The sequence below is a fragment of the Streptomyces sp. NPDC042100 genome (genome assembly GCF_055582325.1).
In genome coordinates this window covers 1-19,767 of sequence record NZ_JBVJDK010000003.1, presented here as the reverse complement: position 1 = coordinate 19,767, position 19,767 = coordinate 1, and the positions used below count along the sequence as shown (strand labels likewise).

The 19,767-nt window shown below is 75.6% G+C and carries 22 protein-coding genes and 1 pseudogene; 14 read left to right on the top strand and 9 right to left on the bottom strand.

Annotated features, from left to right (window positions below):
- Positions 1 to 9 precede the first annotated feature (9 nt).
- Entirely contained in the window at positions 10 to 984 is a 975-nt protein-coding gene (locus tag ACZ6J5_RS07610; RefSeq protein WP_469388739.1) for a class I SAM-dependent methyltransferase, read from the top strand.
- Between the two features lie 140 nt (positions 985 to 1,124).
- On the opposite strand, the gene ACZ6J5_RS07605 is transcribed toward ACZ6J5_RS07610, so the two are convergent.
- Both ACZ6J5_RS07605 and ACZ6J5_RS07600 read right to left on the bottom strand, forming a co-directional pair.
- Positions 1,125 to 2,255 (bottom strand): hypothetical protein, encoded by a 1,131-nt coding sequence (locus ACZ6J5_RS07605; protein WP_469388737.1) that lies wholly within the window; start codon positions 2,253 to 2,255, stop codon positions 1,125 to 1,127.
- A 126-nt stretch (positions 2,256 to 2,381) separates the two neighbouring features.
- A complete protein-coding gene (locus ACZ6J5_RS07600) occupies positions 2,382 to 3,017 on the bottom strand; it encodes an ArsR/SmtB family transcription factor (RefSeq protein WP_469388735.1) in 636 nt (211 codons plus the stop codon).
- A gap of 56 nt (positions 3,018 to 3,073) precedes the next feature.
- On the opposite strand from ACZ6J5_RS07600, the gene ACZ6J5_RS07595 reads away from it, so the two are divergent.
- The 4 genes from ACZ6J5_RS07595 (at position 3,074) to ACZ6J5_RS07580 (ending at position 7,717) form a co-directional block, all read left to right on the top strand.
- The gene (locus ACZ6J5_RS07595) at positions 3,074 to 4,375 is read left to right on the top strand and encodes an MFS transporter (protein WP_469388732.1); all 1,302 of its coding nucleotides are present in this window, start codon (positions 3,074 to 3,076) and stop codon (positions 4,373 to 4,375) included.
- An 80-nt stretch (positions 4,376 to 4,455) separates the two neighbouring features.
- Positions 4,456 to 5,520: a sulfotransferase family protein gene (locus ACZ6J5_RS07590; RefSeq protein ID WP_469388729.1), complete on the top strand. Its 1,065-nt coding sequence runs from the start codon at positions 4,456 to 4,458 to the stop codon at positions 5,518 to 5,520.
- Positions 5,521 to 5,548: 28 nt separating this feature from the next.
- The gene (locus tag ACZ6J5_RS07585; protein ID WP_469388727.1) at positions 5,549 to 6,580 is read left to right on the top strand and encodes a quinone oxidoreductase family protein; all 1,032 of its coding nucleotides are present in this window, start codon (positions 5,549 to 5,551) and stop codon (positions 6,578 to 6,580) included.
- A gap of 63 nt (positions 6,581 to 6,643) precedes the next feature.
- Positions 6,644 to 7,717 (top strand): NAD-dependent epimerase/dehydratase family protein, encoded by a 1,074-nt coding sequence (locus tag ACZ6J5_RS07580; RefSeq protein WP_469388724.1) that lies wholly within the window; start codon positions 6,644 to 6,646, stop codon positions 7,715 to 7,717.
- 195 nt (positions 7,718 to 7,912) lie between these two features.
- Here the strand turns inward: ACZ6J5_RS07580 and ACZ6J5_RS07575 are convergent, their stop codons facing one another.
- Both ACZ6J5_RS07575 and ACZ6J5_RS07570 read right to left on the bottom strand, forming a co-directional pair.
- Positions 7,913 to 9,022 (bottom strand): sensor histidine kinase, encoded by a 1,110-nt coding sequence (locus tag ACZ6J5_RS07575; protein WP_469388721.1) that lies wholly within the window; start codon positions 9,020 to 9,022, stop codon positions 7,913 to 7,915.
- Positions 9,019 to 9,828, bottom strand: coding sequence for a response regulator (locus ACZ6J5_RS07570; protein WP_469388719.1), 810 nt, complete (start codon positions 9,826 to 9,828; stop codon positions 9,019 to 9,021). Before ACZ6J5_RS07570 ends, ACZ6J5_RS07575 begins: the two co-directional genes overlap by 4 nt.
- A 117-nt stretch (positions 9,829 to 9,945) precedes the next feature.
- Here ACZ6J5_RS07570 and ACZ6J5_RS07565 point away from each other — a divergent pair, with 117 nt between their 5' ends.
- Genes ACZ6J5_RS07565 through ACZ6J5_RS07555 form a run of 3 tightly spaced genes read left to right on the top strand, consistent with a single transcriptional unit; the run spans position 9,946 to position 11,929 of the window.
- A complete protein-coding gene (locus ACZ6J5_RS07565) occupies positions 9,946 to 10,653 on the top strand; it encodes a glycosyltransferase family 2 protein (RefSeq protein WP_469388717.1) in 708 nt (235 codons plus the stop codon).
- Complete coding sequence (locus ACZ6J5_RS07560) at positions 10,650 to 11,282, top strand: TIGR04282 family arsenosugar biosynthesis glycosyltransferase (RefSeq protein WP_469388714.1); 633 nt, start codon at positions 10,650 to 10,652, stop codon at positions 11,280 to 11,282. Before ACZ6J5_RS07565 ends, ACZ6J5_RS07560 begins: the two co-directional genes overlap by 4 nt.
- On the top strand, positions 11,279 to 11,929 hold the full coding sequence (locus ACZ6J5_RS07555) for a class I SAM-dependent methyltransferase (protein ID WP_469388712.1): 651 nt from the start codon (positions 11,279 to 11,281) through the stop codon (positions 11,927 to 11,929). The genes ACZ6J5_RS07560 and ACZ6J5_RS07555 overlap by 4 nt, the downstream gene beginning before the upstream one ends.
- A 140-nt stretch (positions 11,930 to 12,069) precedes the next feature.
- Here the strand turns inward: ACZ6J5_RS07555 and ACZ6J5_RS07550 are convergent, their stop codons facing one another.
- The 3 genes from ACZ6J5_RS07550 to ACZ6J5_RS07540 are packed head-to-tail and all read right to left on the bottom strand — an operon-like array spanning position 12,070 to position 13,865.
- Positions 12,070 to 12,267, bottom strand: coding sequence for a hypothetical protein (locus tag ACZ6J5_RS07550; protein ID WP_469388710.1), 198 nt, complete (start codon positions 12,265 to 12,267; stop codon positions 12,070 to 12,072).
- Positions 12,268 to 12,285: 18 nt separating this feature from the next.
- Entirely contained in the window at positions 12,286 to 12,699 is a 414-nt protein-coding gene (locus ACZ6J5_RS07545) for a hypothetical protein (protein WP_469388708.1), read from the bottom strand.
- A complete protein-coding gene (locus ACZ6J5_RS07540) occupies positions 12,696 to 13,865 on the bottom strand; it encodes a molybdopterin-dependent oxidoreductase (RefSeq protein WP_469388705.1) in 1,170 nt (389 codons plus the stop codon). The genes ACZ6J5_RS07545 and ACZ6J5_RS07540 overlap by 4 nt, the downstream gene beginning before the upstream one ends.
- A gap of 113 nt (positions 13,866 to 13,978) precedes the next feature.
- Between ACZ6J5_RS07540 and ACZ6J5_RS07535 the strand changes: the two genes are divergently transcribed.
- Positions 13,979 to 15,334 (top strand): glycosyltransferase 87 family protein, encoded by a 1,356-nt coding sequence (locus tag ACZ6J5_RS07535; protein WP_469388703.1) that lies wholly within the window; start codon positions 13,979 to 13,981, stop codon positions 15,332 to 15,334.
- 5 nt (positions 15,335 to 15,339) lie between these two features.
- Here the strand turns inward: ACZ6J5_RS07535 and ACZ6J5_RS07530 are convergent, their stop codons facing one another.
- The gene (locus ACZ6J5_RS07530; RefSeq protein ID WP_469388701.1) at positions 15,340 to 15,843 is read right to left on the bottom strand and encodes a carboxymuconolactone decarboxylase family protein; all 504 of its coding nucleotides are present in this window, start codon (positions 15,841 to 15,843) and stop codon (positions 15,340 to 15,342) included.
- A 106-nt stretch (positions 15,844 to 15,949) separates the two neighbouring features.
- Between ACZ6J5_RS07530 and ACZ6J5_RS07525 the strand changes: the two genes are divergently transcribed.
- The gene (locus ACZ6J5_RS07525; RefSeq protein WP_469388699.1) at positions 15,950 to 16,873 is read left to right on the top strand and encodes a pirin family protein; all 924 of its coding nucleotides are present in this window, start codon (positions 15,950 to 15,952) and stop codon (positions 16,871 to 16,873) included.
- Between the two features lie 78 nt (positions 16,874 to 16,951).
- Positions 16,952 to 17,305, top strand: coding sequence for a GNAT family N-acetyltransferase (locus ACZ6J5_RS07520; RefSeq protein WP_469388697.1), 354 nt, complete (start codon positions 16,952 to 16,954; stop codon positions 17,303 to 17,305).
- A 10-nt stretch (positions 17,306 to 17,315) separates the two neighbouring features.
- On the opposite strand, the gene ACZ6J5_RS07515 is transcribed toward ACZ6J5_RS07520, so the two are convergent.
- Positions 17,316 to 17,903, bottom strand: coding sequence for a molybdopterin-dependent oxidoreductase (locus tag ACZ6J5_RS07515; RefSeq protein ID WP_469388695.1), 588 nt, complete (start codon positions 17,901 to 17,903; stop codon positions 17,316 to 17,318).
- A 256-nt stretch (positions 17,904 to 18,159) separates the two neighbouring features.
- Between ACZ6J5_RS07515 and ACZ6J5_RS07510 the strand changes: the two genes are divergently transcribed.
- The 3 genes and pseudogenes from ACZ6J5_RS07510 to ACZ6J5_RS07500 form a co-directional block, all read left to right on the top strand.
- The gene (locus ACZ6J5_RS07510) at positions 18,160 to 18,945 is read left to right on the top strand and encodes a class I SAM-dependent methyltransferase (RefSeq protein ID WP_469388693.1); all 786 of its coding nucleotides are present in this window, start codon (positions 18,160 to 18,162) and stop codon (positions 18,943 to 18,945) included.
- 103 nt (positions 18,946 to 19,048) lie between these two features.
- Positions 19,049 to 19,438, top strand: a complete 390-nt coding sequence (locus ACZ6J5_RS07505; RefSeq protein WP_469388691.1) for a TOBE domain-containing protein — start codon at positions 19,049 to 19,051, stop codon at positions 19,436 to 19,438.
- Between the two features lie 66 nt (positions 19,439 to 19,504).
- Positions 19,505 to 19,767: pseudogene (locus ACZ6J5_RS07500) on the top strand (molybdate ABC transporter substrate-binding protein); the annotation flags it as partial.

Here is a 19,767-nt window from a genome sequence, read left to right as displayed (position 1 = left end):
ATGTCACGCATGAGCCCCTCGGAGACCGCCGCCGACCTCGCCGCCACGGCCACGCTGCTGGAGATGGCCGACCGGCTGGGCATCGTCCCGCTGCTGGAGCGCGGTGAGCCGGTCGGCGCGGCGGAGCTGGCGATGGCCGCCGACGTGCCCGAGGAGGGCATGGCCGGCTTCCTGGCCACGCTGGTCGCGGCGGCGCTGCTGGTGCCGACGGGGGTGAAGGAGTTCCGGATCGCGGACGACTTCGCCGACCGGATCCACGACGCCGGCTACCTCACCTGGTCGCTGCGGGCGAACCAGCCGTACGTGCAGAATCCGGCGGAGTTCCTGCGCGACCCGGCCGGGGCCGCCGCCCGCCACCAGCGCAACGGGCGGGAGGTCGCGGTCAGTTCGCGGTGGATCGGCAGCCAGGGCTTCTACCCGGCCGCCACCGAGGCGATCCTGGCCGCGCGGCCGAAGCGGATCGTGGACCTCGGCGCGGGCGCCGCGGGCCTGCTGATCGACCTGCTGGGCCGGCTGCCGGAGAGCACCGGCGTCGCCCTGGACATGAGCGCGGGCGCCTGCGCGGAGGCGGCCCGCGCGGCCGGGGACGCGGGGGTCGGCGAGCGGCTGACGGTGGTGGAGCGGCCGATCCAGTCGATCGCGGACGACCCGGGTCCGGTGGAGGGCGCCGACGTCATCCACGCCGGGTTCGTCTTCCACGACATCGTCCTGGAGGGCGACGTCTTCGACCGCGTGCTGCGCCGCTGCCGGGAGGCGCTGCGGCCGGGCGGCATCATGGCGATCACCGACGCGGTCCCGTACGCCTCGGCGGAGCGGGAGCGCCGTTTCAGCGCGCTCTTCACCTACCTGCACGCCGGCTTCATGAACGTGACCCTCCCCCCGGAGGAGGACTGGCTGGCCCGCTTCCGCCAGGCCGGCTTCGACAAGGCCGAGTGCGTCCCCCACCGCTTCCCGGGCGGCCGCCTCTTCATCGCGGCCAAGTAGCCGCCCCCGGCACGCCACCGGACGCCCCCGCCCCGGCCTCACCGGCCGGGGCGGGGGCGTCCGGACGCTGTGGGCACCCTGGGCGGCGTCCGCACCACGCCGGGTGAGGGATCCGCGATCCAGCCATACCTGATGGAACGTCAGGTTCCCGTGCGGGCCGCCTGCCGGCCTTCCCGCGTCCGGGCGCCTCCGACCGGGGCGCCTCGACCCTGGCCATCGCCTCGTACGGCTGGATCGAGAACGCCGGCTCCGGCCGGTGCCTCGCGGTGCCCGGGGCCACCCAGAACCCCGCCGCGCGCCTGATCCAGCGGGCCCGCGGCCTCGGGGCGGGTCAGCAGGGCCAGCAGGGCGTGGTACGCGCCTGGGTCCAGGGCGAAGTCCGTCTCGGCCGCGAGGGCGACCTGGCCGGAAGGCCGCTGGCCCCGGAGGAGGTCGACCGAGGTCTGGGCGAAGCGCTCGGGGAGACCGTTCCGCTCGGCGTCGGCCAGCAGCCGGCGCAGGTCGTTGACCGCGCCCTCGGCTTTCCGGCGCGCCATCGGGCCCGCCGGCAGCATCGCCCGCAGGCCGGCGGCGGGGGCCGCGTCGTTCAGCAGCCCGTCCAGCCGGTCGGCGAGCTCCCGGCCGAGCAGGGCCGTCTCGCGCGCCTGCGGGCCCGCCTCCCGCAGGACCCACAGGGCCGTGACGAGGCCGAGGTCCGGGGCGGTGCCGGTCGCCCGCGCCGGGAGCGCGCGGTGCTCCGCCTCCCGTACCGCCGCCACGGCCCGCTCGTAGTCCTCGTCCGCACACCGGGCCGCCTCGGACAGCCGGGCCGCGCGGCGGACCAGCCGGGCCTCCACTCCCATGACACGCGGCAGGGCGCGGAGGTTGCCGCCGATCAGTCCGACGCCGATGAGCGGCGCCCCCAGCAACAGGAGGACGCCCGAGGCCCCGAGGTCCGGCTCGGCGGTGAGGTCCTCCAGGTTCCCCCGGTCCGGGCCCTCGGTGAGCATGAAGCCGGACTCCCAGCCGTAGCCGCGAAGGTCGAAGTACTGGGGCGCCTTGAGACTGTCGGCCCGCCCGGGGTCGCAGTGGTAGGGCGCCTCCCTCACCTTCTTCCGGTAGGGGTCGGCCCACCGCACCCTGCACGTCCCGTCGGGTTTCTCGTCGACCACCGCCAGATCGATCTGGCGCGCCTCCGGCAGCTCCGACCTGACGCTGTCGAGCCCCACCGAGCACGCGAAGAGCACGACCCCCAGTGTCAGCACCCAACGGAAAAACGGCACATGCCTCATCCTGCTCCCCCCCCTTGCGGCTCCATCCTCCCCCGCGCGAGGGCGGCGCCACGAGAGGGCGGATCCGGCAGCGCGTGGGCCGGTGCGCTGCCGGGGTCCGGCAAAGGGGCTTCGCTCGGGCGGGGGCTAGCCGTCCGAGGGGTCCTTGGGCGCCCAGAACATCAGCAGGAACTCGACCGGCACATCGGCCCTCTCCTCGTCGTCGGGGCGGTTGAACTCCTCCATCAGCTCCGTCAGGCGCGAGCGGAACTCCACCGCCCGCTCCGGTGTCAGGCGCCGGTCGAGCGCGACGACCATCGGCCCCAGCGGGTCCGCGCCCGCGCCCTCGTCGCCGGAGCCGGCCTCGGGCCCCGGCTGGAAGCGACCGCTGATGATGTCCCGGACGAGCCGGTCGCGGAAGTCGTTCAGGGTCACCGCGAAGGCGTCCGCCAGGTCCCCCGCGTTGCCCGGGGCCGCCAGCAGGTCCCGGCTCAGCCGCAGCGCGAACTGCGCGACCTGGTACTGGCTCTCCTGGATCCCGGAGACCATCCGGGTCTGCGCCACCTTGATCAGGCCCGCCGCCTCCAGCACCTTGATGTGCCGGTAGAGCCGGGTGGGCGGCTGGTCGAGCAGCCGGGCGATGTCCTTCACCCGGTGCCCGGCGCGCACGTCGCTCATCATCGTGCGCAGGATCGCCAGCCTGAGCGGGTCGGACAGGGCCTTCAGCGTCTCCACGTCGTCCACCTCGCGGACGACCGTCACCGCTTCGGCATCGTCGGCCATGTGCCCCACTCCATTTCCTCGTAGCGAATCATTCATGTCCATGCTACCGTTCACGCATGAGTGAACGCTTACATCAGGGTGATAGCGCGACTCTCCCCACGCCGACACCCCTGCGCCGAAACCGGCGCTTCCAAATTCTGTGGATCGGAGCGGCTGCGGCCAACCTCGGCCTCGAAACCGTGGAGGTCGCCTATCCGCTCCTGATCATGTCGCTGACCGGATCCCCGGCCCTGGCGGGCCTGTTCGGCTTCGTCCAGATCGGCACCGCCCTCCTCGTCGGACTTCCGGCCGGCGTGTTCGTCGACCGCTGGGACCGGCGCCGCGTCCTCCTCGTCTCCGAGGCGGTCCGCGCCCTCACCCTGGCGTTCATCGTGCTCGGTCTGGCGGCCGGGTGGGCGGACTTCGGCCTGCTGATGGCGGCCGCGGTCGCCCTGGGTGCCGGTACGGCCTTCGGGGCGCCCGCCCGGATGCTGCTGATCCGCGCCGTGGTGCCGGACCATCAGCTCACGGCGGCGCTCAGCCAGGACGAGGCCCGCAGCGGGGCCGCGGCGCTGGCCGGACCGCCCCTCGGCGGCGCGCTCTACCTCGTCTCCCGCGCCTTCCCCTTCCTCGCCGCCATCGCCGGATTCGTCATCTCCTTCCTCTGCGCCCTGGCCGTCAAGGTCCCGGCGAGCCCACGGACCGACGGACCGGACAGCCCCGACGGGCCGGACGGCCCCGCCGAGGCCGACACGGGACGCAAGAGTGCCCTCGCCCCGCTCACCACGGCCTTCTCCGGGCTGGTCGAGCTCCTCGGTGACCGGCTGCTGCGCTCCGCCCTGCTCCTCGTCTGCGTCTTCTACTTCAGCGTCACCGCCGCCATCCTCATGGTGATGGTGACCCTGCGTCAGCAGGACCACTCCGCCGGCACCATCGGCCTGGCCCTCTCCGGCACCGCCGTCGGCATGCTCCTCGGCTCGGTGCTGGTGCCCCGGCTCAACCGGCTCCTCAGCCCCGGCGGGCTGCTGCTCGCCGCCTCCACGCTCACCACGCTCGCGGTCGCCCTGCTGGCGTTCCCGCTCGGCCCGGTCTGGGTCTTCGCGATGCTGACGCTCGCGGCGCTCGGACTGCCCGCCCTGAAGATCCTCGTCGACATCATGATCTTCCGGCAGACCCCGGACCACCGGCGCGGCCGTGCCATCGCCGCGACCATCACCCTCATCGGCGCGGGCTCCCCGCTCGGCTCCCTGGTCGGCGGCGTGACCCTGCAGTTCCTCGGCGTCACCGGCGCGATCGCCGTGATCGCCGGTGTCCAGGCACTGATCACCGCCGCCGGGCTGGCCAACCGGAACGTCCGGTCCGCCCGCTGGCCCGCGTGACCGGCCGCCTCCGCAGGCCACACATCACGCCGCTCCTCGCGCCCTTCCCCGCGCCCCTCCTCACGAAGGCGAGTCCCGTCATGCTCAAGCAGCCCATCTTCATCGTCGGCCACCCCCGCTCCGGCACCAGCCTGGTCCGCAGCCTCATCGAACGCAGCGAGCACGTCTGGAGCATCGGCCGCGAGGGCAAGCCGATCTGGGAGCGCGGGGAGCTGCACCCCAGCCGCCGCGGCTGGGAGTCCAACGCGCTCGACGCCTCCGACGCGACCCCCGAGGTGGCGGCGCGCCTGGAGGCGGACCTGCTGGCCGCCGCGCGCCGGCCCGGCGCCGAGTGGTCCGTCGACGACAAGCTCGACTACCTCGACTTCATCAGCGCCCAGGGGCCCCAGCCGTACTACTACGACGTCCCGCTGAAGGCCCTCCAGGAGCGCTTCCCCGGCGAGCTGCCGGTCGGCCCGCCCACCACCCGGGACGGCGGCGAGCTCGACGAGATCACCCCGTTCTGCTTCCCGCCGCGCGGCCCGCGCCCCACCGAGGCCGAACGCGCCGCCGGCATCCGGCTGGTGGAGAAGAGCATCCAGTCCTGCTTCCGGATCCCCTTCCTCCAGGCCCTGTACCCCGACGCGAAGTACGTCTTCGTCGTCCGCGACCCGCGCACCAGCATCGGCTCCCTCATGGACGCCTGGCTCAACCCGCGGATGTTCTTCTCCTACCCGGTGCCCGAACCCCTCGACATCAAGGGCTACTCGGACGTCTTCCCCTGGGGCAAGGAGTGGTGGAACCTGAGCCTGCCGCCCGGCTGGCGGGACTGGACCGGGCTGCCGCTCGCCGAGGTCTGCGCCCGCAACTGGCTGGCCCACAACCGGGCCGTGCTCGACGCGGCCAAGGCCCTCGCCCCGTCCGGCAACTCCGTGCTGCTGCGCTACGAGGACGTCAAGTCCGACCCGGTCGCCGCGATGGAGGCCGTCGCCGACACAGTGGACCTGCCGTTCGCCGAGTCCTGGGGCCGCCGCGACCTGCCCGTCGTGATGACCCAGACCAGGCCCGACCCGGACAAGTGGCTGCGCCACGAGCGGGAGATCCGCCAGGTCCTGCCGATCGTCGGCGGCCTGGCCGAAGAGGCCGGCTATGACGCCGCCGCCTGAGCCGTCGGCCCGGCGTACGATCCCCGCCATGAGAGCGATACGGGTGAGCGGCCCCGGCGGCCCCGAGGTCCTGCGGCTCGTCGACGTGCCCCGCCCGGCACCCGGCCCGGGCCAGGCGCTGGTCCGGCTGGCCGCCGCCGGGGTCAACTACGTCGACGTCTACTTCCGGTCCGGGGCCTACCCGCGCGACCTGCCCTACGTGCCCGGCCAGGAGGGCGCCGGCACGGTCGTCGCCCTCGGGCCAGGGGTCACCGAGGTCGCCGTCGGCGACGTGGTCGCCTGGGCCAACCTGCCCGGCGCGTACGCCGAGTTCGCCGCCCTGCCGGCCGACCGGCTGGTGCCGGTGCCCGCCGGACTGGCCCCCGACACGGCCGCGGCGGCTCTCCTCCAGGGCATGACCGCCCACTACCTCAGTCACGACACCCACCCGGTCCGGCCCGGCGACACCGTCGTGGTGCACGCCGCCGCGGGCGGCGTCGGCACGCTCCTCACCCAGCTCGTCCGGCTGCGCGGCGGCACGGTCGTCGGCACCGCCTCCACCCCGGCGAAGGCGGAGGCCGCGCGGGCCGCCGGGGCGGCCGAGGTGGTCGACTACACGCCGGGCGCGCTGGCCGAGGCGGTGCGCCGGCACAGCGGCGGCGCGGGCGCGGCCGCCGTCTACGACGGGATCGGCGGCCCCACCTTCGACGAGAGCCTGGCCGTGCTGCGCCCGAGGGGCGTCCTCGCGGTCTACGGCCAGTCCGGCGGCCCGGTCCCGCCGTTCGACCTCCAGCGCCTCAACGCCGCCGGCTCCGCGTTCGTCACCCGCCCCAACCTGGAGCACCACATCGCGGGCCGCGGGGAACTGCTGCGCCGGGGCGGCGCCGTGCTCCGGCTGGTCCGCGACGGCGACCTGCGGGTCCGGATCGGCCGCGCGTACCCGCTCGCCGAGGCGGCGGCGGCCCACGCGGCCCTCGAATCCCGCGCGACGATCGCGAAGACCCTGCTCGTGTGCGCCCCCGGCCCCGCGGACCCGGAGCCCGACAGCCCCGATAGCCCGGCAGGTCCTCCGCCCGTATGACGGAAGTCTTACGGCCCGGCGCGCACCGCCGCGCCGGGCCGGGCGGGTCCGTAGCGTGCGCCCATGCGCGTACTCGTCACCGGAGGAGCCGGGTTCATCGGCTCGCACATCGTCGGGGCCCTGCGGCGGGCGGGCCACGAGCCCGTCGTGCTCGATGCCCTGCTGCCCAGCGCCCACCCCGTCGCCCCCGAGCCGCCCGACGCGGAGTTCCTCCACGCGGACGTGCGGGACGCGGCGAGCGTCCGCACGGCCCTGCGCGGCGCCGACGCGGTCTGCCACCAGGCCGCGATGGTCGGCCTCGGCAAGGACTTCGCCGACGCCCCCGGCTACGTGGGCTGCAACGACCTCGGCACCGCCGTGCTGCTCGCGGCCATGGCGGAGACCGGGGTGCGGCGGCTCGTCCTCGCCGGTTCGATGGTGGTGTACGGGGAGGGCCGGTACGGCTGCCCCCGGCACGGTCGCGTCCGGCCGGGCCCCCGCCGCCCCGAGGACCTGACGGCGGGCCGCTTCGAGCCGCGCTGCCCCGACTGCGGCGCCCCGCTCGCCCCGGGCCTGGTGGCGGAGGACGCGCCCACGGACCCCCGCAACGTGTACGCGACGACCAAACTGGCGCAGGAGCACCTGGCCGCCGCCTGGGCCCGGACGACGGGCGGGACGGCGGTGTCGCTGCGCTACCACAACGTGTACGGGCCCGGGATGCCCCGGGACACCCCGTACGCCGGAGTGGCCTCCCTGTTCCGCTCGGCGCTCGCCCGCGGCGAGGCGCCCCGGGTCTTCGAGGACGGCGGGCAGCGCCGGGACTTCGTCCACGTGCGGGACGTGGCGGCGGCCAACACGGTCGTGCTGGAGGCCCTGCGCGGGGACGACGGCGTGCCGTCCGGCGCGCTCACCGCGTACAACACCGGCACTGGCGAGCCCCGTACGGTCGGCGAGATGGCGGCGGCCCTCGCGGCGACGAGCGGCGGCCCGGAGCCGGTGGTCACAGGGGAGTTCCGGCTCGGCGACGTCCGGCACATCACGGCGGACTCCGCCCGGCTGCGGCAGGCCCTGGGGTGGCGGCCCCGCGTCGGCTTCACGGAGGGGATGGCGGAGTTCGCGCGGGCCGGGCAGCGGGCTTCGGCGGCGGTCGGCGGGTAGCCGCGGGACGCCTGCCGGGTGGCGGGCGGCGCTGTGGGCTGGGCGGCGGGCAGCAGGCGGCGGCCCGTCGGCGCGGAGCTGTCCGGCTGCGTCAGCGCGCCGCCTTCCGTCCCGGCGTCTGCCCGCCCGCCGCCTCCCGGCCCGCCGCCTGCCGGCTCGCCCCCATGCGACCCGCCCCGTTCAGCCCGCCCCCGGTCAACCCGCCGTCGGCAGGGTCACCTCGAAGCGGCAGCCGCCCGGTACGTTCCGTACCTCCGCGCGGCCCGCGTGGGCCTCCACGATGCCGCGTACGATCGCCAGCCCGAGGCCCGCCCCGGAGGGCGGCGTGCGGGCCGGGGTGCCGCGCCAGCCGGTGTCGAAGACCCGGGGCAGGTCCTCGTCCGGGATCCCGCCGCAGCCGTCGGTGACGGAGACGACGACGGCACCGCCCCGGCGTTCGGCCGCCACGGCCACCGTCCCGTCGGCGGGGGTGTGCCGGATGGCGTTGACCAGGAGGTTGGCCAGCACCCGGGTCATCTCCTTGCCGTCCACCTCGACGGGCACCGGCTCGACCCGGCCTCCCAGCAGGCGCACCCGGTGCTCCCGGGCGAGCGGGTCGGCGCCACTCAGCGCGTCCCCGACCAGGTCGTACACCGACATCCGGCTCGGGCTGAGGGACAGCGCCCCGGCGTGGATCCGGGAGAGTTCGAAGAGGTCGGTGACCATCGTGGTGAGCCGTTCGACCTCGGTCCGGATCTGGCGGTGGTAGCGGGCCGGGTCGGCGGCCATCCCGTCCTCCAGCGCCTCGGCCATGGCCCGCAGCCCGGCGAGCGGGGTGCGCAGGTCGTGCGAGATCCAGGCGACCAGTTCGCGCCGCGACGCCTCCAGCGAGCGCTCGCGGCGCCGGGACGCCTCCAGTTTCGCGCTGGTGGCGGCCAGTTCCCGGGTGAGCGCGGCCAGTTCGGCGGTGGCGGGGCCGCGCGGCGCGGCGAAGCTGCCGCCGTCGCCGAAGTCGCGGGCCGCGTGGGTCAGGGCGCGGCTGCGGGCGACCACCCAGCGCCCGAGGAGCAGCGCGGTGCCCAGGGAGACCGGCGCGGCCATCGCGGCGACGACCGTCACCACCCACAGGTCGTGCCCGGACAGGAACATGGCCTGGGCGACGGCGAGCGTGCCGGCCAGCATCGCGGTCACGGTGACGGCCGCGACGACGGTCAGCGAGACGGCGACGGACCGGTGGCGCACCAGCCGGATCACGACCGCGCCGACGGCGCCCGCGCAGGCGGCACCGGCGAGCGCGAAGGCGGCGATGAGCAGGACGCCCCTCACAGGGCACCGGCCTCGGCCCCGGGCCGGGCCTCGACCTCGGCCTCGGGCCGGGCCTCGACCTCGGCTTCGGCTTCGGCTTCGGTCCCGGCCGGCTCGAAGCGGTAGCCGACGCCCCACACGGTCTGGATGAGGCGCGGTGCCGCCGGATCGTCCTCGATCTTGGCGCGCAGCCGGCGGACGTGGACGGTGACGGTGGACAGGTCGCCGAACTCCCAGCCCCAGACGCGGCGCATCAGCTCCTCCCGGGTGTGGGCCGTGGCCGGATGCGCCAGGAGATACGCGAGGAGGTCGAACTCCCTTAGCGTGAGCGGGAGTTCGCGGCCTTCCCGGGTCGCCCTGCGAGTGGCCGGCTCCACGGTCAGGTTCCCGGCCCGCAGCCGTTCCGGAATGGCGGGCCCCGCCCCGGCGGCCCCGGCGGTCGCACCGCGCCGGAGCACGGACGCCACCCGCAGCACCAGCTCGCGGGGGCTGAACGGCTTGGTCACGTAGTCGTCCGCGCCGACTTCGAGGCCCGTGATCCGGTCCTCCTCGTCGCCGCGCGCGGTGAGCATGATGACCGGTACGGGGCCGCTCTCCCGAAGCCTCCGGCAGACGTCGAGGCCGTCGAGCCCCGGCAGCATCAGGTCGAGGACGACGAGGTCCGGGCGGGTCTCGGCGGCGCGGCGCAGCGCCCCGGGGCCGTCGTCCGCGAACGTGACGGCGAAGCCCGCCCGGTCGAGGTAGCCGCCGACCACCTCGGCCACGGTCGGGTCGTCGTCGACCACGAGGATCCGGGCGGCCGGGTGGGGTGCGCTGTGCTCGTTCATGCCGGACAGCGTGGCACCCGGGCGGGCGTCCGGTCACCGCCGGCCGGGCGGTGTGCGGGGCGACGTCCGCGTTTCGTAAGGTCCCAAGCGGCCTTCCGGGGGGTCGGGGTTCCTACGGTGGGACCCGTGAAACCCGTGACCGTAGATGTCGTCCTTCCCTGTCTCGACGAGGCCGGGGCGCTGCCCTGGGTCCTCGCCCGCATCCCCGCCGGCTGGCGGCCGGTCGTCGTCGACAACGGCTCGACCGACGGCTCCGCCGCCCTCGCCGCCGAGCTCGGCGCGACCGTGGTGCACGAGCCGCGGCGCGGCTTCGGGGCCGCCTGCCACGCGGGACTGCTCGCCGCGGAGGCCGAGTTCGTCTGCTTCTGCGACTGCGACGCCTCGCTCGACCCGGGGCTGCTGCCCGGTCTGCTGGCCCCGGTCGCCGAGGGCGCGGCGGACCTGGTGCTCGGGCGGCGCCGCCCGGTGGGGCGCGGGAGCTGGCCGCCGCACGCGCGGGCGGGCAACCTGGCGCTGTCGCTGCTGCTGCGCCGGCGCACCGGGCTGCGGCTGCGCGACCTGGGGCCGATGCGGGTCGCGCGGCGCGAGGCGCTACTCGGCCTGGGGCTTTCGGACCGGCGCAGCGGCTATCCGCTGCAGATGGTGGTGCGGGCGGCCGACGCGGGCTGGCGGGTGCGCGAGGCGGATGTCCCGTATCTGCCGCGAACCGGCCGTTCGAAGGTCACCGGCACCTGGAAGGGGACCTGGCAGGCGGTACGGGACATGAGCCGGGTCCTCGACGAGCCCGCGCCGGCCGGCCTGGTGGCCGGGGGTGCCCGCCCGTGACGGACCTCCTCGTCATCGCGAAGCAGCCGCTGCCGGGCCGGGTGAAGACCCGGCTCACGCCCCCGTTCACCCCCCGGGAGGCGGCGGAACTGGCCGAGGCGGCGCTCGCCGACACCCTCGCCGCCGCGCTCCTCGTCCCGGCCGCCCGGCACGTCCTGGTGCTCGACGGGCGGCCGGGGCCCTGGCTGCCGCCGGGCTTCGAGGTCGTGCCGCAGACGGCGGGCGGGCTGGACGCGCGGCTCGCCGCCGCGTTCGCGGCGTGCCCCGGGCCCGCGCTGCTCATCGGCATGGACACCCCGCAGGTGACACCGGGTCTGCTCGCGCCCGCGCTGTGCTGGGAGGCGCACGACGCCTGGTTCGGTCCGGCGGCCGACGGGGGCTTCTGGGCCCTCGGCCTCGCGGCGCCGGATCCCGCCGTGGTGCTCGGCGTGCCGATGTCGCGCCCCGACACGGGCGCCCACCAGCGGCGCCGGCTGGGCGCGGCCGGGCTGCGGATCGGCACCCTGCCGGTGCTGCGCGACGTGGACACGGCCGAGGACGCCGCGCTCGTGGCGGCCCAGGCGCCTGGGACGCGGTTCGCGGCGCGGCACGGCGCGTGGACCGCGCGGGGGGCGGGGGCGGCCGGGTGACGGCCACGACGACGTGGCGCGCCGGTCCGTACGGCGCCGCCCTGCGCTCCGGGCGGGGCCCGCTCTTCCTGCGCCGGGACGACGGCCGGCTGCTGCCGCTGGAGGTGGAACGCTGGTGCCGGGCGCCCGATCTCGCGGACCGGTCGGTGCTGGAGCGCTGTCGCGGCACGGTCCTGGACGTCGGCTGCGGCCCGGGCCGGCTGGTCGCCGCGCTCGCCGCCGAGGGGCGCCCGGCGCTGGGCATCGACCTGAGCCCGGAGGCGGTCGCGCGGGCCGGGCAGCTGGGCGGTCCGGCTCTGTGCCGGTCCGTGTTCGAGCCGCTGCCCGGGGAGGGCCGCTGGGACACGGCGCTGCTGATCGACGGCAACATCGGTATCGGCGGCGATCCGGCGGCGCTGCTGCGCCGGCTGCGGCAGGTCGTGTCGCGCTCCGGCGCCCTGGTCGCCGAGTGCGCGCCCGCCGACGTCGACGAACGCTGCGAGGTCCGCGTCGCCGACGGCCGGGGCGGGCTGGGCGCCCCGTTCCCCTGGGCCCGGGTCGGCCCCCGCCCGCTGGCCCGGCACGCGGCGGCGACGGGCTGGCGGGTCACGGACCACTGGTCGGTGGCGGACCGCCGCTTCACGGCGCTGACGCCGGGGGCGGACTGAGCCGGGGGGGGGCCGGGCCAGGCCAGGGCAACGGGCTGAGCCCGGGGAGCGGACCGAGCCCGGAGGCCGGGCCCAGCCCAAAGGCCGAGGCCGAGCCAAAGGCCGAGGCTCACCCCGCCCAGCCCTCCGCCCCCTCCCCCTCACCCCCCGCCCCTCCGCCGCGCCGGGATCAGCACGTGCCGGCCCGTGAACGACTCCTCGCAGGAGGTGCCGCCCGTGCTGTCGACCACCGCGGTGCGGCGGTGCGCCTCCCACTGGAGGCCCAGGTCGCAGACGTGGCAGTGCCCGGCGAAGCGTCGGTACGGGGGCGGCACTTCGTGCGGTTTCGGTCTGCGCATGACGGCAGCGCAGAGCGGTCACTCCTCCCGCGCGTCCCGCCGGGCGCGGAGCCGTCGGGTCAGGGCGACGGCCGCGGTCGTCGCGGCCACGACCGCGAGCAGCAGGAGCAGGTTGCGGGCGTAGGGCAGCGGGAGGACGGAGGGGTTCGGGGGCGGGCCGGGGCGCAGGAGCGGGGGCAGGGCGATCAGGACGAGGGTGCCCGCCACGATCGACGCCCCGCGCAGCAGGCCGCGGTCGCGCCGGGCGGCGAGCAGCGCGCCGGCGGCGAGGACCAGCGGGGCGATGATCCCGTCGTGCAGGAGGAGCGCCCCGGCCAGCCAGACGAGGACGCCCAGCGGGTCGGGGCCCGTCGTCAGCAGCCACAGGCCGAGGCCGATCGAGGCGACACCCAGGGCCCCGGCCCCGTACCGTACGGCTTCGCGGGTGTTCACAGGACCTCCAGTCGGTGGACCCACTTGGTCTGGAGGACGCCGGGCCGGTTCGGGGCGATGATCCGTGCGGGGAAGCCGTGGTCGAGGGAGAGGGCGCTCCCGTTGAGGGTCAGGGCGAGCAGGGTCAGCGGGTCGTCGGCGTACTGCGGGCCCATCTCCATCACCCGGTAGGCGCCGCTCACTTCGAGCGAGGTGACGCGGAGTGCGGCGGTCCCGGGCCGCCCCCCGGCCCGTTCGACCAGGTCGCGCACCCGGAGCCCGGCCCAGCGCGCCTGGACGCTCCAGCCCTCGACGCAGGCGATGGGGAGCGCGGCCGCGGTCTGCGGCATCGCGCGCAGTTCGTCGAGGGTGAGGGTGTACGGGCGGGGGCCGGCGACCTCCAGTCGCCAGGCGCCGAGGCCGGCCGCCGAGACCCCGGCCGCCGCCGCCGTCCGGTTGACGGGAAGTCCTTGCGGGCCGTGGTCGGGGTGGCGCGGGGCGAGCAGGTCGAGGGTCTTGAGCGGGGTGAGGGACTGTCCGACGGTGGTCAGGGTGACCGCCCCGGCCGCGGCGGCGGTGCCGAGGAGCAGCGAGCGGCGGTCGACGGCGTCGGCGGCGGGGAGCGACCGCGTCCCCGGGGAGCGGCGTCCCCAATGGGCGGCGATCTCGGGGGCCTTGACGGCGATGTGCAGCAGGATCGCGCCGGCCGCCACCCAGGCGACCGCGAAGTGCGCGGGCACGAAGGCGAACGGCCAGGGGTACCACTGGGCGATGTTGAGCAGCCCGGTCAGCACCTCGAAGACGGCCGAGGCCACGAGGACGGCGACGGAGAGGCGTTCCAGCGCGTGCCGTACGGAGCGGAGGGGCGGCCAGACGAAGAGGCGGGGGTAGACCGTCCACAGTTTGACCAGGAGCAGCACGATCGCCGCGATCCCGGTGGAGACGTGCACTCCCTGGGTGAGCCGGTAGCCCCAGACCGGGCGGGCGGGCAGCCGGCCGGCGAGCCAGTCCGGCGGGTGCTGGAGGTAGTGGCTGACGAGCCCGGTGAGGAAGCAGACGGCGAACGCGGCGCCGAGCCAGCGGCCGACGGCGGTGGCAGTGCGGGCGTCGTGGAGGCGGCCGGTGAAGGAGGGCGGCCGGAACTCCGGCCGGACGGGCGGGCGCGGCCCGGACGTGCGGGGGGTCATGCCGTCCATGACACCGCTCCGGGCGGGCCGGTGGGCGGTCCGACACCTTACGAAACCCGAACGCCCCGCCGGGTCGGCGGGCCCGCCCGCCCGGCCGCTGGCACGCTGCGTCCATGTTCCGCCCTCTGCTCACGGCCGTCCTTCCGCTGGCGGCGCTGGTCACCGTCCTCGCCGCGCTGGTGCGCGGGAGCTCGGGCGGCACCGCCTTCCTCGCCGGGTACGGGGCCGCCTGGGCGCTGTTCGCCTGTGCGGTCGTGGCGCTGCGCCGGGTGCCGGGCCGGGCGGTGGTACCGCTGGTGCTGGCGGGGGCGGTCGCGGTGACCGCGACGGGGCTGCTGGCGGGGCCGCGCACGTCGACGGACTCCTTCCGGTACGCGTGGGACGGGCGGGTGCAGGCCGCCGGGATCTCGCCGTACGACCATGTGCCCGGGGATCCGGCGCTCGTGCCGCTGCGGGACACCTGGCTGTTCCCGGATCCCGCCGGCTGCGTGGCCGGGGGGGAGCTGTCGGCGCTGCCGGGCGGCGGCTGCACCCGGATCAACCGGCCCTCGGTGCCGACGATCTATCCGCCGGTCGCCGAGGGCTGGTTCCTGCTGGTGGAGGCGGTCGGGCCGCCGGACGCGCGGCACAAGCCGCTGCAGGCCGGGGCCGCGGTGCTCGCGCTCGCGGTGACCGGGGTGCTGGCCGGTTTCCTGCGCCGTCGGGGCGAGGTCTGGCGGGCGGCGCTGTGGGCCTGGTGTCCGGCGGTGCCGGTGGAGGCGGTGGACAACGCCCATGTGGACGTGCTGGCCGTGCTGTTCTCGGTCGTCGGCCTCCTGGTGGTGGCCCGGCGGCGGGTCGTCGGCGGGGTGCTGCTCGGGCTGGCGGTCGCGGCGAAGCTGCTGCCGGTCCTGCTCCTGCCGGGCGCGCTGGCCGGGCTGCGGAGGCCCCGGGCAGTGCTCGCGGTGCTGGTCCCGGCGGCGGTCACGGTGACACTGTCCTACATCCCGTACCTCCTGGTGTCGGAGGGTTCCGTCCTCGGCTATCTCGGCGGGTACGCGCGGGAGGAGGGGTACGACTCGGCCGACGCGGGCGGCCGTTACGCGCTGCTGCGGCTGGTGCTGCCGGACGCGTGGGCGGCGCCCGCGGCCCTGCTGGGGATCGCGGCGGTCGCGGCGGCGGTGTGGTGGCGCGGGGATCCGGAGCGGCCCTGGAGCGGGGCGCTGGTGCTGACGGGCTCGGCCTTCCTGCTGCTGACCCCGGGCTACTCGTGGTACGCGCTGCTCCTGGTGGCGCTGGTGACCCTGGACGGCCGGTGGGAGTGGCTGGGCGTGGCGGCGGCCGGGGCGGTGGCGTATCTCGCGGGTCCGGCGACGGGCCCCTGGGGGACGGCCGCCGCCTACGGGGCGGCGGCCGTGGCCGTGGGGGTGGGCGCGGCTGCCCGGGGGCGGCGGACCATGGCGGCCGGGGGTGTGTGCGCGGCACCCTGAGCGGGTCAGCGGGCCGGGGTGTCCCGTACCGGGTGCTTGCTGAGGATCGAGACCCGGTTGAAGGCGTTGATGGCGACGGCGACCCACAGCACCGCCGAGATCTCGTCGTCGGTGAGGGCGGGGCGCGCCTCGGCGTAGGCGCGTTCCTGGGCGAGGGCGTCGGAGGGGTGGGTGGTGGCCTCGGCGAGGGCCAGGGCCGCGCGCTCGCGGTCGGTGAAGAGCTCCGTGTCACGCCAGGCGGCGAGCACGCCGAGGCGACGGCTGGTCTCGCCGGCGCGCAGGGCGGCGCGGGTGTGCACGTCGAGGCAGGAGGCGCAGCCGTTGAGCTGGGACACCCGGAGGTTGACCAGTTCGACGAGGATCCGGTCGAGCCCGGCGTCGGCAGCCGTGGCGCGGACGGCCTCGGCGGTGCCGAGCAGTGCCTTGTAGGCGGCGGGGCTCTGCTTGTCGAGGTAGATCCGGCCCTGCGTCCGGGGGGCCGCCGTCGTGGTCTGGGGGGTCTCGGTCACCCTGTGCTCCTTCGCCCGTGGTGGTGGGTTGCCTTCGGCTCTATGATCACTCATAATTGTTGAAAGCGAAACTATATCTGGGAAACCGGGAAAGAGGACCGACAAGATGGCGCAGACCGAGGTGCAGGTCCTCACCGCCCGGGACGTCCCGCTCGGCGGCCCCCGCGCGATGACCGTACGCCGCACTCTGCCGCAGCGCGCCCGCACCCTCATCGGCGCCTGGTGCTTCGCCGACCACTACGGCCCCGACCGCGTCTCCGAGTCGGGCGGCATGGACGTGGCCCCGCACCCGCACACCGGCCTGCAGACGGTCAGCTGGCTCTTCGCCGGGGAGATCGAGCACCGCGACAGCCTCGGCACCCACGCCTTCGTACGGCCCGGCGAGATCAACCTCATGACGGGCGGTCACGGGATCGCCCACACCGAGGTCTCCACCCCGGACACCACCGAGCTGCACGGCGTCCAGCTCTGGGTGGCCCTGCCCGACGCGCACCGCCACGCCCCGCGCGCCTTCCAGCACCACGCGCCGGAGCCCCGCCGCGTCGACGGCGCCGAACTGCGCGTCTTCCTCGGCACCCTGGCCGGCGACACCTCCCCCGTGAGCACCTTCACCCCGCTCCTCGGCGCCGAGATCCTCATCGACGCGGGGGCCTCCGTCACGCTGGAGGTGGACCCGGAGTTCGAGCACGGACTGCTCGTCGACGAGGGGGACGTGCGCTTCGAGGGCGCCGCGCTCAAGCCCGCCGAGCTCGGCTACGCCGCCCCCGGCCGCGCCACCCTCACCCTCGCCAACGACTCCGGCCGGCCCGCCCGGACCGTGCTGCTCGGCGGGGCGCCGTTCGAGGAGGAGATCGTCATGTGGTGGAACTTCATCGGCCGCGACCACCGGGACATCGTCGAGGCCCGCGAGGAGTGGGAGCGCGCCTCCGACCGCTTCGGCGAGGTCCTCGGCTACCCCGGCGGGCGGCTCCCCGCCCCGGCGCTCCCGAACGCCGTGATCACCCCGCGCCGCAACCCGCCCCGCGCCTGACCGCGCCCGCCCCGCCCGACGCCGGCCTGACCGCCACCCGCCTGTCCGCCACCGCCGCGTCACCGACAAGGAAACGCCATGACCGAGCAGACCACCCCCGCGACAGCCGCCCCCGTCGTGCGCCGTGTCGACGAGCGCCACCGCTACGAGATCCTCGTCGACGGCGAGCGCGCCGGCCTCACCGCCTACCGCGACCGCGACGACCGCCGGGTGTTCTTCCACACCGAGACCGACGAGGCCTACGCGGGCCGGGGGCTCGCCTCGATCCTCGTCGGGCAGGCGCTGACCGACGTCCGCGCCTCCGGGATGCGGATCGTCCCGGTCTGCCCGTACGTCGCCGCGTTCCTCAAGAAGCACGAGGAGTTCGCCGACATCACCGACCCGGTCACCCCCGAGGTCCTCGCCTGGCTGGACACCAGGCTCGGCCGCTGAGACCGCCCGCTCAGACCGGCTCGTCCTCCTGGTACGCGTAGCGCTGCCCCGCCCACGGGTCGGCGGTGTTGTGGTAGCCGCGCTCCTCCCAGAAGCCGCGCCGGTCCCGGGTCATGTACTCGATCCCGCGCAGCCACTTCGGCCCCTTGTAGCCGTACAGGTGCGGCACGACCAGCCGCAGCGGGAAGCCGTGCTCGACGGTGAGGGGCTCGCCGCCGTGGTGGGTGGCCAGCAGCGTCCGCTCGGCGGCGAAGTCGGCGAGGCGCAGATTGGCGCTGTAGCCGTACTCGGCCCAGGCCATCACGTGCGTGACCGCCGGGGCGGGCGGGGCCAGCGCCAGGATCACCGCCGCCGGGACGCCGAAGAACTCGTGGCCGAAGGTCGAGGTGCCCGAGGCGCAGTGCAGGTCGGCCTCGATGGTGGCGGTGGGCAGGGCGGTCACCTCGTCGAAGGTCCAGGAGTGCTTCCCGCCGCCCGCCGTGGCGCCGAAGACCTGGAGGTTCCAGCGCTCGGGGCGGAAGCGGGGCACCGGTCCGTAGTGGGACAGCGGCCACCCCTTGGCCTCGCGCTGCCCCGGAGGAAGGGCGTCACCTCGCACCGCGCACCTCGCACCTGTGGGCCTCGTGGGTGATCCACTGTACCCAGCGCCCGCCCCGCCGGCCGGGAGCGGTAGGCATTTCGTCCGAACTCGCATCTGTGGGGCTCACAGGTGAATCACCAGGCATCTGCGAAGAGGCTTCCGCGTCTCCCCTTGTGAATGCACGATGCCTACGTGGGGCGCGGTCCCGCACCCGCGGCCCGGCACCTCCGTTGGTCGCGCGGCCCCGTTTCTGCTCACAAGGCGAGGTAGGACCATGCAGGTACGCACCGAGGACGGCAGCACCGGCGGCCTCGACCGCACCGCTCACGGCTCCACCGGCTCGGGCCGCTCCTCCTTCCGCCGGCCCGACGACCGGATCGCTCAGGCCATCGCCGAGGCGCTCGGCGGAGCCCGGACCGTCGTCAACGTGGGCGCCGGGGCCGGTTCGTACGAGACGGCGGCCGGCAGCGTGACGCCCGTCGAGCCCTCGGAGCCGATGCGCGCCCGGCGCCCGGTCCGGCTCGCGCGGGCGGTGGACGCCGTCGCGGAGGACCTGCCGTTCCCGGACGACGCCTTCGACGGGGCGATGACCCTCTTCAGCGTCCACCAGTGGAGCGACGCCACCGCCGGGCTGCGCGAGCTGCGGCGGGTGACCCGGGGCCCGGTCGTGGTCCTGACCCACGACCCGCTGCTCGTGCGCGACTTCTGGCTGTACGCGTACGCCCCCGAGGTCCTGGACACCGAGGCCCGCCGCCACCCGCCGGTCGCGACCATGGCCGAGGCCCTCGGCGGCACCGTGTCCACCCGGCGCGTGCCGATCCCGCTCGACTGCACCGACGGCTTCAACGAGGCCTACTACGGGCGCCCCGAGATGCTGCTCGACCCGGCGGCCCGCCAGGCGTGTTCGGCCTGGAGCTTCATCGACGACGCCGCCCGGGAGCGCTTCGATTGGGAGCTCACCCGCGACCTGCGCTCCGGGGAGTGGGACGCGCGCCACGGGCACCTGCGCACCCGGCCCACGTACGAGGGTTCCCTGGTCATCGTCCGCGCGACGCCCTGACGGTCCGGGGGCTCGTCACTTCCTCCAAGCGCGTTCTCATCCGCCATGGAGGCTCGTACGGCTTTCTTGCAGATGCGAGGCTGAGCGCCCTACGGTATCGAACATGCAGTCCTACACCATCGGGCAGGCCGCGCGTCTGCTGGGCGTCAGCCCGGACACCGCGCGGCGCTGGGCCGACGCGGGCCGGGTCGCGACACACCGCGACGAGAGCGGCCGGCGTGTGATCGACGGGAAGTCGCTGGCCGCGTTCTCGGCCGAGACCGCCCAGGGCGACGGCGAGGACGCCTCGTACACGTCGGCGCGCAACGCCTTCCCGGGGATCGTCACCGCGATCAAGCTCGGTGACATCGCGGCCCAGGTGACCATCCAGGCCGGACCGCACCGCCTGGTGTCCCTCCTCACCCGGGAGGCCGTCGAGGAGCTGGGACTGGAGGTCGGTATGCGGGCCACCGCCCGCGTGAAGTCGACCAGCGTGCACATCGATCGCACCTGACAGCTCGTCACCGCCGTTCACGCCGTTCACGCCGTCGCACGTCGTCCCCCAAGGAGTCGTACCGCCATGTCCTTCGCCCTGTCCCCGGCCGGACGCCGCACCGCCGCCGCCGCGCTCACCGCCGCCCTGCTCGTCCCCCTCGCCGCCTGCTCCAGCGGCGACGACACCAAGAAGGACACCACCGGCGGCGCCACCCCCACCACCACCACCGCCCCCAAGGCCCAGCTCACCGTCCTCGCCGCCGCCTCCCTCACCGACGTCTTCAAGACCGCCGGCGCCGCCTACGAGAAGACCCACCCCGGCACCACCATCACCTTCTCCTTCGCCGG

Bases quoted from the DNA above. Each gene is read 5' to 3' on its own strand.
- ACZ6J5_RS07610 (WP_469388739.1), top strand. From the start codon at position 10: ATGAGCCCCTCGGAGACCGCCGCCGACCTCGCCGCCACGGCCACGCTG.
- ACZ6J5_RS07605 (WP_469388737.1), bottom strand. From the start codon at position 2,255: ATGAGGCATGTGCCGTTTTTCCGTTGGGTGCTGACACTGGGGGTCGTG.
- ACZ6J5_RS07600 (WP_469388735.1), bottom strand. From the start codon at position 3,017: ATGGCCGACGATGCCGAAGCGGTGACGGTCGTCCGCGAGGTGGACGAC.
- ACZ6J5_RS07595 (WP_469388732.1), top strand. From the start codon at position 3,074: ATGAGTGAACGCTTACATCAGGGTGATAGCGCGACTCTCCCCACGCCG.
- ACZ6J5_RS07590 (WP_469388729.1), top strand. From the start codon at position 4,456: ATGCTCAAGCAGCCCATCTTCATCGTCGGCCACCCCCGCTCCGGCACC.
- ACZ6J5_RS07585 (WP_469388727.1), top strand. From the start codon at position 5,549: ATGAGAGCGATACGGGTGAGCGGCCCCGGCGGCCCCGAGGTCCTGCGG.
- ACZ6J5_RS07580 (WP_469388724.1), top strand. From the start codon at position 6,644: ATGCGCGTACTCGTCACCGGAGGAGCCGGGTTCATCGGCTCGCACATC.
- ACZ6J5_RS07570 (WP_469388719.1), bottom strand. From the start codon at position 9,828: ATGAACGAGCACAGCGCACCCCACCCGGCCGCCCGGATCCTCGTGGTC.
- ACZ6J5_RS07550 (WP_469388710.1), bottom strand. From the start codon at position 12,267: ATGCGCAGACCGAAACCGCACGAAGTGCCGCCCCCGTACCGACGCTTC.
- ACZ6J5_RS07540 (WP_469388705.1), bottom strand. From the start codon at position 13,865: ATGACCCCCCGCACGTCCGGGCCGCGCCCGCCCGTCCGGCCGGAGTTC.
- ACZ6J5_RS07535 (WP_469388703.1), top strand. From the start codon at position 13,979: ATGTTCCGCCCTCTGCTCACGGCCGTCCTTCCGCTGGCGGCGCTGGTC.
- ACZ6J5_RS07525 (WP_469388699.1), top strand. From the start codon at position 15,950: ATGGCGCAGACCGAGGTGCAGGTCCTCACCGCCCGGGACGTCCCGCTC.
- ACZ6J5_RS07520 (WP_469388697.1), top strand. From the start codon at position 16,952: ATGACCGAGCAGACCACCCCCGCGACAGCCGCCCCCGTCGTGCGCCGT.
- ACZ6J5_RS07510 (WP_469388693.1), top strand. From the start codon at position 18,160: ATGCAGGTACGCACCGAGGACGGCAGCACCGGCGGCCTCGACCGCACC.
- ACZ6J5_RS07505 (WP_469388691.1), top strand. From the start codon at position 19,049: ATGCAGTCCTACACCATCGGGCAGGCCGCGCGTCTGCTGGGCGTCAGC.